At 57.4% G+C, this 16632-nt stretch carries 10 protein-coding genes and 4 tRNA genes; 8 read left to right on the forward strand and 6 right to left on the reverse strand.

The genetic code is table 11. The features are described 5' to 3' along the window. Positions 1 to 8 precede the first annotated feature (8 nt). Both ACA056_RS07700 and ACA056_RS07705 read left to right on the forward strand, forming a co-directional pair. The gene (locus ACA056_RS07700) at positions 9 to 611 is read left to right on the forward strand and encodes a DsbA family protein (protein WP_177327861.1); all 603 of its coding nucleotides are present in this window, start codon (positions 9 to 11) and stop codon (positions 609 to 611) included. Next, the gene (locus ACA056_RS07705) at positions 604 to 2421 is read left to right on the forward strand and encodes an ABC transporter ATP-binding protein (protein ID WP_497271650.1); all 1818 of its coding nucleotides are present in this window, start codon (positions 604 to 606) and stop codon (positions 2419 to 2421) included. The genes ACA056_RS07700 and ACA056_RS07705 overlap by 8 nt, the downstream gene beginning before the upstream one ends. A 1-nt stretch (position 2422) precedes the next feature. On the opposite strand, the gene ACA056_RS07710 is transcribed toward ACA056_RS07705, so the two are convergent. Beyond that, a complete protein-coding gene (locus ACA056_RS07710) occupies positions 2423 to 6586 on the reverse strand; it encodes a hypothetical protein (protein ID WP_497271652.1) in 4164 nt (1387 codons plus the stop codon). Positions 6587 to 6803: 217 nt separating this feature from the next. Between ACA056_RS07710 and ACA056_RS07715 the strand changes: the two genes are divergently transcribed. Together ACA056_RS07715 and ACA056_RS07720 are read left to right on the forward strand one after the other, a co-directional pair. Continuing rightward, positions 6804 to 9263, forward strand: a complete 2460-nt coding sequence (locus ACA056_RS07715) for an EAL domain-containing protein (protein ID WP_497271654.1) — start codon at positions 6804 to 6806, stop codon at positions 9261 to 9263. 78 nt (positions 9264 to 9341) lie between these two features. Further along, entirely contained in the window at positions 9342 to 10103 is a 762-nt protein-coding gene (locus tag ACA056_RS07720) for an iron-containing redox enzyme family protein (protein ID WP_497271656.1), read from the forward strand. 80 nt (positions 10104 to 10183) lie between these two features. Here ACA056_RS07720 and sugE read toward each other — a convergent pair whose 3' ends face one another. The 3 genes from sugE to rdgC form a co-directional block, all read right to left on the reverse strand. Continuing rightward, entirely contained in the window at positions 10184 to 10498 is a 315-nt protein-coding gene (sugE, locus tag ACA056_RS07725; RefSeq protein WP_008151200.1) for a quaternary ammonium compound efflux SMR transporter SugE, read from the reverse strand. 119 nt (positions 10499 to 10617) lie between these two features. After that, positions 10618 to 11583: a bile acid:sodium symporter family protein gene (locus tag ACA056_RS07730; RefSeq protein ID WP_056742477.1), complete on the reverse strand. Its 966-nt coding sequence runs from the start codon at positions 11581 to 11583 to the stop codon at positions 10618 to 10620. A gap of 145 nt (positions 11584 to 11728) precedes the next feature. Continuing rightward, positions 11729 to 12649 (reverse strand): recombination-associated protein RdgC, encoded by a 921-nt coding sequence (rdgC, locus tag ACA056_RS07735; RefSeq protein WP_046056543.1) that lies wholly within the window; start codon positions 12647 to 12649, stop codon positions 11729 to 11731. Positions 12650 to 12809: 160 nt separating this feature from the next. Here rdgC and ACA056_RS07740 point away from each other — a divergent pair. The 4 genes from ACA056_RS07740 to ACA056_RS07755 all read left to right on the forward strand — a co-directional run bounded on the left by ACA056_RS07740 (position 12810) and on the right by ACA056_RS07755 (position 13352). Next, positions 12810 to 12885, forward strand: a tRNA-Val gene (locus ACA056_RS07740). 19 nt (positions 12886 to 12904) lie between these two features. Continuing rightward, positions 12905 to 12981, forward strand: a tRNA-Asp gene (locus ACA056_RS07745). Between the two features lie 200 nt (positions 12982 to 13181). Next, a tRNA-Val gene (locus ACA056_RS07750) sits at positions 13182 to 13257 on the forward strand. Between the two features lie 18 nt (positions 13258 to 13275). Next, positions 13276 to 13352: transfer RNA gene (locus ACA056_RS07755), tRNA-Asp, on the forward strand. A gap of 92 nt (positions 13353 to 13444) precedes the next feature. On the opposite strand, the gene ACA056_RS07760 is transcribed toward ACA056_RS07755, so the two are convergent. Further along, positions 13445 to 14578: a catalase family protein gene (locus tag ACA056_RS07760; RefSeq protein ID WP_497271659.1), complete on the reverse strand. Its 1134-nt coding sequence runs from the start codon at positions 14576 to 14578 to the stop codon at positions 13445 to 13447. Continuing rightward, positions 14575 to 16383, reverse strand: a complete 1809-nt coding sequence (locus ACA056_RS07765; RefSeq protein WP_497271661.1) for a di-heme-cytochrome C peroxidase — start codon at positions 16381 to 16383, stop codon at positions 14575 to 14577. Before ACA056_RS07765 ends, ACA056_RS07760 begins: the two co-directional genes overlap by 4 nt. Between the last annotated feature and the right edge of the window lie 249 nt (positions 16384 to 16632).

The raw sequence follows: 16632 nt of genomic DNA on the forward strand, positions 1-16632 counted from the left end.
TGGACCCGATGTGTTCCTGGTGCTGGGGCTTTGCGCCGGTGGCCAACGCGCTGGTCGAGCAGGCGCAAGCAGCGGGGGTGGACGTGCACCTGGTGGTGGGCGGTTTGCGTACCGGCAGCGGTTCCGCGCTGGAGCCGACCACCCGGCGCTACATCCTTGAGCATTGGCAGGCGGTTACCGAGGCCACGGGTCAACCGTTCAAGCTGGAAGGCGCGTTGCCCGACGGGTTTGTCTACGACACCGAACCTGCCTGTCGGGCGCTGGTGACCGCGCGCAGCCTGGCGCCGGATTGCGCGTGGAAACTGCTGGGGCTGATTCAGCACGCGTTTTACGCCGAAGGTCGCGATGTCACTCATGCCAGTGTTCTGGTGGAGCTGGCGGAGCAGGCCGGTCTGCCGCGCATCGAGTTCGCCGCCGCGTTCGACCGTGCCGATCAGCACGCCGCGACGGCGGCCGATTTCACCTGGGTCCAGGACCTGGGTATTGCCGGTTTCCCTACCTTACTGGCTGAGCGTAATGGTCAATTGGCGCTGTTGACCAATGGCTATCAGCCGCTCAGCGTATTGTCTCCGTTGCTCGGCCGCTGGCTGGAGCGCGCTGCCTGTGCATGATCTGCCCGACGACGCGCCAGCTGCTTCACGTGTCGACCGTCTGAGCTGGGCGGAAATCCGTCGCCTGGCGCTGCATCACAAAAAATCCCTGTGGATCGCCAACGGCGTGGCTGTGCTGGCAACCCTGTGTAGCGTGCCAATTCCCTTGCTCCTCCCGTTGCTGGTCGACGAAGTGCTGCTGGGCCACGGTGACGCCGCACTGAAAGTCATGAACCACGCGCTGCCCGACGACTGGCAGAAAGCGGCGGGCTACATCGGCCTGATGCTGCTGGTGACCTTGTTGCTACGCTGTGGCGCCTTGTTCTTCAACGTGGTTCAGGCAAAGTTGTTTGCGGCACTGGCCAAGGACATCGTGTATCGCATTCGCACGCGGCTGATCGAACGGCTGAAGCGCATTTCCCTGGGCGAATACGAAAGCCTGGGCAGCGGCACGGTGACCACGCACCTGGTCACCGACCTGGACACTGTGGACAAATTCGTCGGCGAAACCCTCAGCCGCTTCCTCGTCGCCATGCTGACCCTGGTCGGCACCGCGAGCATTCTGATCTGGATGCACTGGAAGCTGGCGCTGCTGATCATGCTGTTCAACCCGCTGGTGATCTACGCCACGGTACTGCTGGGCAAGCGGGTCAAGCATCTGAAGAAACTCGAGAACGACAGCACCTCGCGCTTCACCCAGGCGCTGACCGAAACCCTCGACTCGATCCAGGAAGTACGTGCCGGCAACCGTCAGGGCTTTTTCCTCGGTCGCTTGGGACAGCGAGCCCGGGAAGTGCGCGATTACGCGGTGAACTCGCAGTGGAAAACCGATGCCTCGAACCGTGCCAGCGGCTTGCTGTTCCAGTTCGGCATCGATATTTTCCGTGCGGCGGCGATGCTCACCGTGCTGTTTTCCGACCTGTCCATCGGCCAGATGCTCGCGGTGTTCAGCTACCTGTGGTTCATGATCGGTCCGGTGGAACAGCTGCTGAATCTGCAGTACGCCTATTACGCGGCCGGCGGCGCGCTGTCGCGGATCAACGAGTTGCTGGCCCGGGCCGATGAGCCTGAATACCCGGGCGGTGTCGACCCGTTCAACGGTCGCGAAACCGTGGGCATCGAAGTCCAGGGATTGAGTTTCGGTTACGGCGACGAGCTGGTGTTGAACCAGATGAACCTGTCGATCGCCCCCGGCGAAAAGGTCGCGATTGTCGGCGCCAGCGGTGGCGGCAAAAGTACCCTGGTGCAATTGCTGCTGGGCTTGTACACGCCGCTCGCCGGGACCATCCGTTTCGGCGGCTCGACCCAGCAAGAGATCGGCCTGGAAACCGTGCGGGAGAACGTCGCCGTGGTCCTGCAACATCCGGCGCTGTTCAACGATACCGTCCGCGCCAACCTGACGATGGGCCGTGAACGCAGTGACGAGGCCTGCTGGCAGGCGCTGGAAATTGCACAATTGCACAACACGGTCAGGGGGTTGCCCAACGGCCTGGACAGCATCGTCGGACGTTCCGGCGTGCGCTTGTCTGGCGGCCAGCGCCAACGCCTGGCGATTGCGCGGATGGTGTTGGCCGAGCCCAAGGTGGTGATCCTCGACGAGGCCACCTCGGCACTGGATGCCGCCACCGAGTACAACCTGCACCAGGCGTTGGCGCGGTTCTTGAGCAACCGCACCACGCTGATCATTGCGCACCGGTTATCGGCAGTGAAACAGGCCGACCGGGTGCTGGTGTTTGATGGCGGGAAGATTGCCGAGGATGGCGACCATCAACAGTTGATTGCTGATGGTGGGTTGTACGCCAAGCTGTATGGGCATTTGCAGCAACATTAGATCAGTGCCACAGGACGTTCAGCGCATTTTTCCCGCCGTCGAAACCGAATTCCTTGATAACAACCGAACAGGATTCGCAGGGTGGCATGGTGGTGGCGACGTTAACCGTTTCGATCGATCTGGGATCGGGGTATTTTTCGCGAATTACGCGGATCAACTTGCTTTCGCTGTCCAGTGACGTGGGCTTGCGAGTCAGTGTCGGACTATAGTTTTCAATATCTTTTATTGTCGCCGGCACAGCGAGTAATTTGCCTTTATCAGACACAAGGAGTGATGTGCTGGGAAAAACTTCGTTCACATCAACATTGAAGTAGGTCGTTTCACCTATCTTGACCTGATCTGCGCCAAGATTTTGTTTGAACAAAGGCAGATGTCCGGTCGCCCCCTGCGCTCCCGAAACGCTTACATAAACCTCCCGCTTCCCGGTGGCGGTGACTACTTCGGCATAGGCGATGTTTCTAGGATTGAACGGGCGCTGGTGACGAGGGATAAGGTTGTGAAGCTTTTTCATCGTGCTATCGATCCTCAATGCGCTGTCGGTATTCTTCAGCACGATGCTCGGTTCAAGGAACAATGTATCGAAAACCTCCACTGTTCTTTGACGGAAGGCTTCTGATGCGACCTTGCTGCGCGACCAGCTTGTCGCACCTTTCGGCAGCTCAGCGACAATCATTCGCGTCGAGTGATCGAACAGCACCGCTTCGCCTGGACTGGTATCGACCTTGAGCAGCTTGAGCGTATCGGGCGGGTTCACGTGGCCGCCAATCGGAATGGCAATTTCTTCCATGGTTTTCAATGCACGTTCCACCGCTTCCGTACCGTGAATCCTTGCCATATTGTTGGCATTCAACGATCCGGTGTAGACAGTCAGCAATTCTGCTTTGAGATCTTCCGGCAATGTGGAAGCTTTCTTGAAATTCAGCGTGTCTCTTAGGCTTTGACCTTGTGCCAGTTCGGCGACGTAAAAAGCTCCACCATCCAGCCGGGTGAACACATAGTGCTTCGAATTGTCTATCGCCGGGATGATGGTGGCACCGGCCTCGAAGGTATCAAATTGATTTTGGGTCCCGTAGGGAATACTCACCTTGATCCTCCCATAAATCCCTTTTTTGAACTCCAACGTAGCCGGGAACCGGCTTTTTTTCTTCAGGGTTTTAAGCAACATCGCCCGATCCGCAGTGGCCGGCGTATAGAGACTGTCTCCGAACCACGGCGCCCAGCCTTTGTTTTCGTCGAAACTGCCAATGGCTGGCGTCGGTGCCGGATCACGGGTGACGAGTGTGGTCGTGCATACATCGGCACCCGGGCTACGTCGGACGCGGCAAGGCAAGGATTTGAACATCGCCTGATCATCAATCAAGTCGGCACGGCGCAATTGGTTGCCGTCCAGACGATAGGGAATGTCATCAACGAACAGTGTGGTTCGACCATCGACCTCAAGTACTTCACGGATATGGGCGTGTTCCGGGAGTTCTACCAGGGCGTGGGATTCGGCCGGAGGTAACGTTTTGAAGGTTGACCGGCCCTGTATGAGGTTTTCGCTGTGATTGGGCAGGCGCGGGCCATAGGGCAAGGACGTCACCGGGTCGATGGGGTGGAATCGGGTCAGGTCCGACGGGCTGGTATTGCGCACAAGTACATCATCGACACCGTTGACCGTTGCCAGTCGATCGTTGTTTGTCAGCGGTTTCCAGCGCCCCGGATCGGTTGTCTGGGGCAGGTTGTGGACCAGTCGGTAGTTGTCGACGTGTCTTGCCAGTTTTTTGAACCCGCTAACACCCATGCGGCCCACCGTGTACAGTCCTTTCCACGCACCGCTTCCCATTGTCTTGATCAGTGTCGGAACCCCGTCCAGCGGGTTCAGGTTTCTCAGCGAAGCGGTCAGTAGTTTTCGGGTCAACGTTGAAAAGGAGGGCAGACTTGCTTTGACGGTCATGCGTGAGGCCGTGGCCCCGGCCCTGATCAAACGCACCGAACCCGACATGAATTTCCCGACAGGACAGATGAATGAAGCCAGGTCCAATACGAGTCCGATCACGCCTGTGAGTATCCGGTCATTTTTGCCCGACAAAAGGTCCTCAATACTGCCCCAGAAGGGCACAAACTCTTTGGCCAACTCTACGAACGTATTCCGCCGTTGTTCGTTTCTAGCCCTGATGGTGTCGAATGCCGTCATGCCGCGGGCTTGGGTATGCAACTGCGGTTCATCTACGAACAGAAAATTCGTTGCAATGTAGTGGGCCACTGCATTCAAACGGGGGAATACCCGCGCCGTTCCTTCGCTATGGCTAACGGCTGCGTTTGGCAATACAGCCGCGGGCACGTCACCGACCACGCCGAGGATCGCTATGCAGTACGCCTTGTCAGCAGGGCGCGTGCCATTTAAGTGAGCTGCCCAATCAAGAAGCAGCGTAGTGCTGATTTCAGCAGAATATGTTTGTCCGGGGATCGAGGCGTGCAACGCAAACGTGGTGCGAACCCCGTTGACTGTTGAAACTCTCAAGTGGGGTCGGCAACGAATGACGCCAGCACTTGGGATCAGTTCGTAATAGGTGATTTCATGATTGTGGGTCACCTGTAGAACGAAACCTTTTCTTGGCCGGATGTCCCCCATTAATTGGATGTGTGTTTGTTCCAGGTGCAGGCTCAGCAAGCGGACGTCACCGCGTTCTAGGGCATGGCGGTCGGCCAGTGGCAGTGAGGTCAGTAGACTGGCGATCAGGGTCTGGTAGGCCGTCCTGATTTTCGAGAGGTAGTTTGTGAAGTCTGTTTCAAACTGCGCGTTGATATCAGGCAGCGTCTTGCCCTCATATCTGGTAAACACACGCCTTTCGATCCCCCGATGATCCTTGAGAAATTCCTCATGATGCAGGGTTCGCTTGTCATCGATCTTGATCCAGTGACTGGTTCGTGTTTTTCCATCGGATGGGGTTACAAACCATTTGCTTCCGTCATCGAATTGGCCGTCGGCATAGACATCGAGGAATGCATTGCCTGGCAGCTTCAATGAGGGCATATCTCTGAACCCCAAGCTGCTCGGTGGCTCATCACGCAGCAACTTGCGCCCGTCCGATTCGAACATTGCATCGCCAAACAGATCATCCTTTACCTGCTTGGCCATCTTCAGTCTTTCAGGGGGCGGCAAATCGAGTGTCAAGACGGCGTTGTTCAGGCTCTCGCTGTGGCTTTCCAGAGCCGTCATCGCCCGTTTTATATCGTCCTCGTCGTAATCGGATTTTGTTCGCGATTGAACGATGCCGCAGCAGACCGCCCATTCCAGTGCTGGACCCATCCTCAGTCGAGTAATCTGCTCAAGTTGTTCGGACGAGGCGTCGGCGCTCCGAGCCAGGGGTAAGTCGACGAGTTGTTGAAAGGACAGCGCTTGCAATCGATCAAGGCCGAGTTCATCTGCCAGCAGCACGCCGTGTACGAAGTTCACCCACACCACCGAGCTTTTGTAAGGAAGGTCGGGCGGGATATCGCGCACAGCGAAGTCCTTTGAGAGGCGGGTCTCGAACACCCGAGCGAGAAAGGTCGCTTCTTTTGCATCAGCGACCCGTTTGGTGCGCAGCAAGTGCTGTTCAAAATCGCTGCGCAGGGTCTGGTAGCTTTTGCCCCAGTGAGCCGGGTCTTGCCAGCGGAATCCGGCGAGTTCTTGCGAATCGTCAGCCGACGACTCATGAAAGTAGAGGCATATGGCTTTGCAAATCAGTTGATTGCGTACGGATGTCGGCGTCTGTTCGCCGGGGTGTGCGCCATACCACTTGAGTTTCTTGAGCAGCCGGTCTGCCAGATCCTGTGCTTGGGTCGCGTTCAATATCCGCTGGAGAAATACCGAGGGCGTCGCACGCAATTCCTCTTCGGACGCGAGACGCAGTACATCGCCGCCCAGATGACGGATCAACGAGGACTTGCCGGTCATGAAGCTTTTTACGGTGTCGACGATTTGAACATTGATGAGTTTTGCCTTGTACATGTTGATGGTCAGGGATTGCGCGAGGGTGGGTGTCGCGCGTTGCAAAGCCTTGAACCGTTGTCGATCCTGAGCGGTGGGTTGGGTAATAAAAGATTCGATATCAGGGCCGTCATCAAGTCCCAGCGCTTGTCTGGCGCGAAATTCTTCGGTGGCCGATGTGTCGGGTGCAGCTAAAGGTGTCGATGTCATGTCGCACTCCTCATGAAAGTAATTCCCCCAACAAGTAGGGGAATCCTGGAGTGCCCAGTAAATCGATCTCGAAATCTGCTGTGGCTGTACATATATATGGCTGTGTTTAGAGTGTATCGAGGCTGATCCTCCGCTTGCCGGAACCCGGAACGCACCCTAGTCTAGCTGTAGCGATCACGGTGGATGATGATCTGGCAGTGCTAAAACAAGGGACCTCATGAATCAAGCGCGGACTCTCGGAACGCCACGGTTGTTGGGCATCGTCTGGCCATTTATTGCCGTCGTGTTATTTCAAGCCTTGCTGGGCGGTGTCAGCCTGTATGTTCTGTCGGCGGTTCGCGGCTACGTTGCCGGTGAAAGCCTGTGGTCCAAAGGCCAAAAAGACGCCATCTATTACCTCAATCTCTACGCCGACAGCCGCGACGAGACAATTTTCCTCAAATACCAGAACGCCATTGCCGTACCTCAGGGTGGCCACGAGTTGCGTGTGGCGCTGGATCATCGGCCACCTAATATCGAAGCGGCACGGGTGGCGATCCTCAAGGGCGGCAACCACCCGGATGACATCAATAGTGTGATCTGGCTGTACCTGAATTTCCGGCACTTCAGTTACCACGAGAAAGCCATCGACCTTTGGACGGTGGGTGACGCGTATCTGGTGCAACTCGATGACGTTGCAAAGGAAATGCATCAGTACATCACCGCCAATCAGGCCTCCGAGGCCGACATCAAGCGCTGGAAAGACCAGATATTCGTCATCAACGAAAGTGTGACACCGGCGGCGAAAGCCTTTAGCGATGCCTTGGGCGAAGGTTCGCGGATGATCCTGCGGGTGTTGCTGGTGACCAACCTCGCCACCGCCCTGGGCTTGATTGCATTAGCACTGATGCGTACTCACAAACTGCTCAAGCAGCGCCATGCGTTCGCTGAAGCCCTGCAGTTGGAGAAGGATCGGGCGCAGATCACCCTGCAATCGATTGGCGATGGCGTGATCACCACGAATGTCGACGGCGCGATCGCCTATATGAACCCGGCCGCCGAGGCACTGACCCACTGGAAGGCCGAACAGGCGACGGGTTTGCCGCTGGCGGCGCTGTTCAATCTGTTGGACGAGAACGCTCAGGCCGATGGCTTCACGTTGATCGAGCACATTTTGAGCGGACAGCTGAGCGGTGGCAGTGAACACTCAAAACTGATCCAGCGCCTGGATGGCAGCACGGTTTCGGTCACCCTGGTCGGTGCGCCGATCCGCAACGCCGGGAAGGTCAGCGGCACGGTGCTGGTGCTGCACGACATGACCCAGGAGCGACAGTACATTGCCAATCTGTCCTGGCAGGCGACCCATGACGCCTTGACCGGGCTCGCCAACCGCCGCGAGTTCGAATATCGCCTGGAGCAGGCGCTGCACATCCTGGCGCGGCAGTCGGGGCGCCATGCCTTGATGTTCCTCGATCTGGATCAGTTCAAACTGGTCAACGATACCTGCGGCCATGCGGCGGGTGACGAGTTGCTGCGGCATATCTGCGCTCTGTTGCAATCCGGTTTGCGCGAAGGCGATACCCTGGCCCGCCTGGGTGGCGACGAGTTTGGCATCCTGCTGGAGAACTGCGCCCCGGAAGCCGCAGAAAAAATCGCCGAGGGCCTGCGTCAGACCGTGCAGAACCTGCACTTCGTCTGGAAAGGCCGACCATTCGTGACCACTGTGAGCATCGGGCTGGTTCACGTCGCTCAGAATCCGATGACTCTCGAAGCCTCGCTACGCGCTGCCGACATGGCCTGCTACATGGCCAAGGAAAAGGGCCGCAATCGGGTTCAGGTCTATCACGCCGATGATTCGGAACTGTCCCTGCGCTTCGGCGAGATGGCTTGGGTGCAGCGCTTGCACATGGCGCTGGAAGAGGACCGCTTCTGTCTATATGCACAGGAAATCGTCCCCCTTGGTCATATCGAGAAGGGCGGTGGACATATCGAAATTCTGTTGCGTCTGCATGACGAAGCCGGACGCATGATTTTGCCCGACAGTTTTATTCCGGCTGCTGAGCGTTATGGTCTGATGACGTCCCTTGACCGCTGGGTTGTACAGAACGTTTTCAAGATCATTGCCCAATGTATAGCCGAACAGCACAAAGGGCCGTTGGCCATGTGTGCGATTAATCTGTCAGGCACAACTATCGGAGATGAGGCGTTTCTGCACTTCCTGCGTGAACAGTTTGTTACTTACTCCATACCGCCTGAAATGATTTGTTTTGAAATTACTGAAACCAGTGCTATTTCCAATCTCGGAAGTGCAATCAGATTTATTAATGAACTCAAAGGTTTAGGTTGCCACTTTTCACTGGATGACTTTTGCGCCGGAATGTCCTCATTCGCATACTTGAAACATTTACCTGTAGACTTCCTGAAGATCGACGGGAGTTTCGTAAAGGATATGCTGGACGACCCGATTAACCGCGCAATGGTCGAAGTGATCAATCACATCGGTCATGTAATGGGTAAGCGTACGATTGCCGAGTTTGTTGAAACACCCCAGATCGAGCAGGCATTGCTGGAGATCGGGGTGGATTACGCTCAAGGGTATGTTATTGAACGCCCGCATTTGTTTACCTGCGACAGTTTACAAAGTCGTCCAGCCAGGCCTCAGCCTTTGTTATTCAAGGCCCCTGGCACGTTCCGTTGAAATCTCTTGCTGATCCTTATAATCACAATCAAAAGGAGCTCGACAGTGATCGATACATTCAACCGAACCGGACCACTCATGGAAGCTGCAAGTTATCCCGCCTGGGCTCAACGCCTGATCCAGGATTGCAGCGAGAGCAAACGCCGAGTTGTCGAACACGAACTGTATAAGCGTCTGCGTGATAACAAACTCAGTGCAAAGACCATGCGTCAGTACCTGATTGGTGGCTGGCCGGTAGTCGAACAGTTCGCGTTATATATGGCACAGAACCTGACCAAGACTCGCTTTGCCCGCCATCCAGGTGAAGACATGGCGCGTCGCTGGCTAATGCGTAACATACGCGTCGAATTGAACCATGCCGATTACTGGGTGCACTGGAGCCGAGCTCATGGTGTCAGCCTGGAAGATCTGCAAGCGCAACAGGTTACGCCTGAACTTCACGCGTTGAGCCACTGGTGCTGGCACACCAGTTCAGCGGATTCGCTGATCGTCGCCATTGCCGCCACCAACTACGCCATTGAAGGTGCGACCGGGGAGTGGTCGGCGCTGGTCTGTTCCAGTGGCGTCTACGCGGCATCATTCCCCGAGGAAGATCGCAAGCGGGCCATGAAGTGGTTGAAGATGCATGCCCAGTACGATGATGCCCATCCGTGGGAAGCCCTGGAAATCATCTGCACGCTGGCGGGCATGAACCCAAGCAAATCCCTGCAAGTGGAATTGCGTCACGCAGTCTGCAAGAGCTACGACTACATGTTCCTATTCCTGGAGCGCTGCATGCAGCTCGAGCATGCGGAAAAGGCTCCTGTCGCGCGTGGACGCATGGAGCTGGCCGAGAGCTGATCGTTTAATACACGCCATTGAAAAAGCCCGCTCCCCCTGTATCGAAGGGGGGCGGGCTTTTTCGTAATGGCAGCAAACAGTCAGGCGCTGATCTTCAGTCCGACCAGCCCGGAAATGATCAGCGCCACACTGGCCAGCCTGAACAGCGCCATGGATTCACCGAACAGAATGATCCCGGCAATTACCGTCCCGACCGCACCGACACCCGTCCAGATCGCGTAGGCCGTGCCCAGCGGCAATTCCTTCATGGCAAGGCCCAGCAAGCCAAGGCTGATGGCCATGGCGGCAACGGTCAATGCGGTGGGGAGAGGGCGGCTGAAGCCATCGGTGTATTTCAGGCCGACGGCCCAGCCAACTTCGAACAGGCCGGCGAAAAACAGAATGATCCAGGACATGGGAGACCTCCATCGATTGACGGGGTCGTCCCCAGATTAATGACTCGATCGAGCCGCGAGGTCGTCCTCGCGTTTTGCAATAGAGTGCCCATCATTAACCCGGGGATCAAGTTTTCGGATCAGTCGATAGCCTGCTGCGCCGCAGTTTCCCGATCTTCTTTCTCGCTCATCCGGCGGAAATACGTCGAGAGCAGCGCCCCGGAGATGTTGTGCCAGACGCTGAACAACGCACTCGGCACCGCCGCCAGCGGTGAGAAGTGCGCACTGGCCAGGGCCGCACCCAACCCGGAGTTCTGCATCCCGACTTCCAGCGCCAGGGATTTACGCTGGGCCAGTGGCAACTTGAACAGCCTACCGGTGAAGTAACCCAGCAGATAACCAAAGCTGTTGTGCAGCATCACTACGGCCATGATCAGCAGGCCGGATTCGGCAATTTTCGCCTGGCTGGCGGCCACCACGGCTGTGACGATAATGACGATGCTCACCACCGAGATCAGCGGCAGTACTTCCACCGCGTGACGAACCCGATCACCCAGCAGGCGCTGGGCAACCACGCCAAGCACGATCGGCAACAGCACCACTTGCAGGATCGACCAGAACAGCTCCATGAACGACACCGGCAACCAGGCTGAGGCCAGCAGCCAGATCAGCGCCGGGGTTAGCAGTGGGGCAAGGAGGGTGGTGACAGCGGCGATGGCCACCGACAGCGCCAGATCGCCGCGGGCCAGCCAGGTCATCACGTTCGACGAGGTGCCACTTGGGCAGCAGCCGACCAGGATGACGCCGACAGCGATCTCCGGCGGCAAGTGGAACGCCTGGCAAAGTAACCACGCCACACCGGGCATGATCACGAAATGCGCAACCACGCCCAGGGCCACGCGCCATGGATGGCGAGCGACTTCGGCGAAGTCTTCGAGTTTGAGGGTCAGGCCCATGCCGAACATCACCAGTCCCAGCAGCGGCACGATCGCGCCTTTCAGGCCGATGAACCAGGTCGGTTGCAGGAACGCCACGACGGCGAAAATCAGTACCCAGTAAGCGAAGGTGTTGCCGACAAAACGACTCAATGCAGCCAGTGCACGCATGGTCTGATCCTTGTTATTAAGTAACACCACAAAACCAATGTGGGAGCGAGCTTGCTCGCGATGGCGTCAAAACAGTCGACATTAATGTCGACTGACAGTCCGCTATCGCGAGCAAGCTCGCTCCCACAGTAGTTATCACAGGTATTTAGATCCCCTGCGGAGTCTCTTCGCCGCCCAACGCTTCAACCAGCGCCGGCAGGAAGTCACCGAAGGTCAGCATCATCAGGGTGAAGCTGGCGTCCAGTTGGCCGAGGGCTTCTTCGCCACCGTCCTGTTCCGCCTGGTCTTGCAGCAGGTCTTCGAACTTCAGGCGTTTGACCACCATCTTGTCGTCAAGCACGAAAGACAGCTTGTCTTGCCAGGCCAGCGACAGCTGAGTGACCACTTTGCCGGTGCTCAGGTGCAGCTGGATTTCTTCGCTGGTCAGGTCCTGGCGCTTGCAACGCACGATGCCGCCGTCTTCGTGGGTATCGCGCAGCTCGCACTCGTCCAGCACGAAGAAATCGTCCGCAGCTTTCTGGGTGGTGACCCATTCAGTCATGGTCGCGGTCGGGGACATCTTCACGGTCAGCGGACGTACCGGCAGCGTGCCGATGACTTCACGCAGGGTGGACAACAGGTCTTCGGCACGTTTCGGGCTGGCCGAGTTGACCAGGATCAGGCCCTGTTTCGGTGCGATGGCAGCGAAAGTCGACGAACGACGAATAAAGGCGCGCGGCAAGAAGGCCTGGATGATTTCATCCTTGATCTGATCGCGTTCCTTTTTGTAGACCTTGCGCATTTGTTCGGCTTCGATCTCTTCGACCTTTTCCTTCACCGCGTCGCGCACGACGCTGCCCGGCAGAATGCGTTCTTCTTTACGGGCGGCGATCAGCAGGAAGTCGCCACTGATGTGCGCCAGCGGAGCATCTTCGCCCTTGCCAAATGGCGCGACGAAACCGTAGGTGGTCAACTCCTGGCTTGCACATGGACGCGCCAGTTTGGTGGCCAGTGCAGTTTCCAACGCCTCGGCATCAAAAGGCAGATCTTGGGTCAGGCGATAGATAAGCAGGTTTTTGAACCACATGGGGCGAGTCTCTCCTTTATACAAAGGGGGGCATTATTCTCTTCGCAGCGCCATAGGCCAACCCTTCTCTAAGCCTTTGGAAGGCCTGAAAAAATTAATTTAAAAAGTGCTTGCCAGAGATGTGGTCGCTCCGTAGAATGCGCGCCACACCGAAAGTGAAGGGTGATTAGCTCAGCTGGGAGAGCGTCTGCCTTACAAGCAGAATGTCGGCGGTTCGATCCCGTCATCACCCACCATTCGCTTCCAGTGTTACGCGCAGCGGTAGTTCAGTCGGTTAGAATACCGGCCTGTCACGCCGGGGGTCGCGGGTTCGAGTCCCGTCCGCTGCGCCATATTCGGTTATCTGGAACGCTGAACGCCAGGTCACCACGGAAAAGCCCGCTTAACGCGGGTTTTTTTCTGTCCAACGTTTGTAAGTTGTTCCTGCAGGTCGCGTCGTTTTATGGGTTTTCAGATTTTTTTGAAAAATTATTCAATTAAATCAACACTTTATGAAAATCTGTGGCACAATGCGCCCCGCAACGAAGGTAAAGGGTGATTAGCTCAGCTGGGAGAGCGTCTGCCTTACAAGCAGAATGTCGGCGGTTCGATCCCGTCATCACCCACCACTACTTTCAATGTTACGCGCAGCGGTAGTTCAGTCGGTTAGAATACCGGCCTGTCACGCCGGGGGTCGCGGGTTCGAGTCCCGTCCGCTGCGCCATATTCGGTCACCTGGAACGCTGAACGCCAGGTCACCACAGAAAGCCCGCTTAATGCGGGCTTTTTGCTGTCTGGGGTTTGGCTTCTTCCTTCTTATCGTTCGGCGTTGCGGCTGTGTCGGTAGTCGCTCACGGCTTCGTACACGGCTTTGCGCAACCGGTTGATACCGCCAATGGGGCGATGAGCCTCAAGGCCAAACCACGGGTTGAACGACTGGTTATCGCATTGCACGTTCAGCGCAGGCGTATCGAAGTCCTGGGCGGGTACTTTGATCCGCGCCACGGTCTCGAATGGAGCATCGCTTTGCTGCCACTCAATGCTCGTGTCTTCAATCGGCATGTACTTGGCCGGGTCCTGGCGCTGTACCTGCAGGACGAAACAGGCCGGCATCCGGTCGGTCGACAGTTGCTGGTTCAGCGCATTGCGCAGGAAGTTCGGCAACTTCTGGTTTTGCGCGGGCAGGGTGTAGGTCGGGCAGCGTGCCAGATCGGGCATGACACGGAACTTGGCATTGGCTTCGCCGAATTTGTAGGGCGAAACCGAAAAGTAAGTCGCCTGGGTCGGGCTTTCCGGGGCGGGTGACAGTGTCGCCAGCGCGATAAACAGATGGCGAACCTGCCAGGTCCGCGGGTCCCAACCCGGAAAGAACGCCATCAGTTTCATGCCGTCAGCCTGTGCGGCTACATTCTGACGGTACTCGGCGACATCGCTGACGAAGAAATTCGGATGGCTGAACATCACGAAGTCCTGTTCGCCACGACTCTGTTGGTCATGCAGCAGTTGTTTACCGGGCACATTGAGCAACTTGATTGCCATGCCCCGTGCATCGCGAATGCTGTCGAACTGCGGGTAGGCATTGCCGTTGGATAGCCGCATCGTCGCTTGCCAGGTTTTGCCGGGTTCGCTGAACACACCCTGACGCAGTTCCCCCGCCAGATCCGGCAGCACCTCAACCTCGGCCTTCACGCAGCCATGGGCCTTGGCATGGGCGTCGCGCAGGTAGCGGGTGCTTTCACGGTGCTGATCGACGATGCGCACGGCCGTCTGGATGATGTCTTGGGTCATCGCTGATTCGCCATCCGGAATCAGTTCTTCAGCCGAAACCGGGCCGCTGTGCTGCCAGGCGAACCACGCCGTGGCCAGCGCCCAGCCGAGCAATCCAAGGCCTAGCGACCACAGCAGGGTTTTGCCGAGAAAGGCGCCAAAACGCATCCAGAGTCTGCTCATGGCAATTGTGCCTCTAACGGACCGCCCAACACTTTCAGATACTCCAGCAGCGCCCAGCGCTCTTCTGGTTGCAGCAGGCGACCGATGACGCCGTTGCCACGCTTGCCTGCCCGGAATTCGTGGCCGCTGTTGTGATTGCCGGTGATGCGTGTGTCGAACATGAAGCCATTGGTGAAGGCCTCGGTGCGATAACCCAGGTGCGTGGGGTCGTACTCGAAAGTGCCTTTGTAGAAGGTGGTTACGCGTTCATCCTGGGGCGAGAGCAACTGATAAATGCTCGGCACCGAACCGTTATGCAGAAACGGTGCGGTGGCCCAGATTCCCGCCAATGGCCGCGCCTTGTAGGCGCGCAATTCGCGCACGCCAATTGGCAGGCCGAAGCCATCCATGCCCGGTCGTTCTGCCGTAGGAATGTTTGCTTCACGGAAGGCCCGGTTTCCGACGAAAGCGGTGATGTAGGCCAACCCTTTAGCTGATGAGAGCTTGCTCAAATCCAGCGATTCAGTGGGCATCGGCTGCAATTGCACATCCAGCTGCGCCAGCTCTGCCGGGTCCCATTTCAAGGCTGTGAGGTCGAAGCGATGGTCGGCGATGTTATTGGCAGCGCCCGGGTCTGTGCCGATGAACTCCACGGGCAGCATTTTCAGATGTTGCACCCAGCGCCCGCCGCTTTGGACCGATCGAGGTACATGGCAGCCGGCGCAGTTCTCGGTGAATAATTCGCGACCTTTTGCGGCCTGGGTTTTGTCAATGGCGCCCAGCAGTTCTTCCGGCCAGACTGGCGGTTTGAGCCGTTGCAAGGTTTGTTCGATCAGGTGCAGATCGCGCAAGCGGACACTGGATGGATAACGAGCGTCACCTTTAAGCGGTTGGCCGTTAGCGTCGAAGAAGTTCAGCGTGGCACCCACACCCAAGGCCTCACCGATGTTGCGGGCCATCGGTTGCTGCGCCGAACCGTTCCATTGCACCCAGTCGAAGGTCCACATGTCCCACAGTTGCGGATAGTCGACCGGAGCGTTGGCCACGCGGTAGTTGGCGGGGGAAATCGCATCGCCGAAACTGGCGTTGGCAATGCGCCCGAAAGCGTCGGTGCGGCCGGGGCCTTCTTCGGTGGGATAGAGCCCGCGATGGGTGTCGTTCCAGGCCACCTTCAAGAAGGTGTCGAGAGAGACTTTGACGTCTTTGCGCAGTTGTTGATGCCGGGCATCGTAGTCCTGGCCCAATACGTTGCGTGCGAAACGTTCGAATTTCCACGGGTTGTAGTAAGTCGATGTCAGACTCGCTACCAGCGCTTGTCCGAAACTACCGCCGCGCAACGTAGGAACGCTGGATGGCAGAACGTGCTGCGCCGAACCGCCATCGATGCGCATGGCCTGTCCGTTAAAGCGCAGTTCGCCGGTGTGGCAGGCGGCGCAGGTGATGTCCAGAAACTCGTCCTGGCTTCCAGGGTTCTGATGACGGGCAAAGCCCACTGGCAGATTGCCGGGGTTGTTCGGCGTGGGTCTCTGGCTGGGGTCGATCAGAAAACCGAAGCGAGCGAGGTATTCGGGAGCGGCGAATCGCTGTTGCGAGAACGGTAATTCGAGGGCCTTGAACCAGTCGTAGCGCAAGCCTTTGACCTGAGTACCCTGAGGTGTGAAGTAGTAAATCTCGCGGTCGCTGGCGCTCCATTGCTCCAGGTAATGCACTTGCTGCATGGGTGACCAGGCCGGCAGTTTCGGGTTGGCGACGTAGTACAGAACCACGGTGAGGCCCAGCCCCAGCAGGACTGCGAACAGAACCAGCAAGCGAAAGAAGAGGTGCAAGATAAACGTCCTTGTCGATTTATAGCTCCCTTATGCCTCAGCACCTGAGGTGCGGCAAGTGGCCATTACGCCAGATGCTGGGGTTCTGCTATCGGTCTCTGTGGGCGCAAGATGACAGAAGCTTCATCAGCCCATTCCCGAAATGCGTTAAAACACCTGAACTTATCAGAAGTTTCCTGCTCTCATGCCGGTAGCCATTGGTCGTGGCCGCCTGATAAGCTCGCGGCTTTATTCGATTGCCCTTTAGGC

It is taken from the genome of Pseudomonas sp. LBUM1666, from assembly GCF_059695775.1.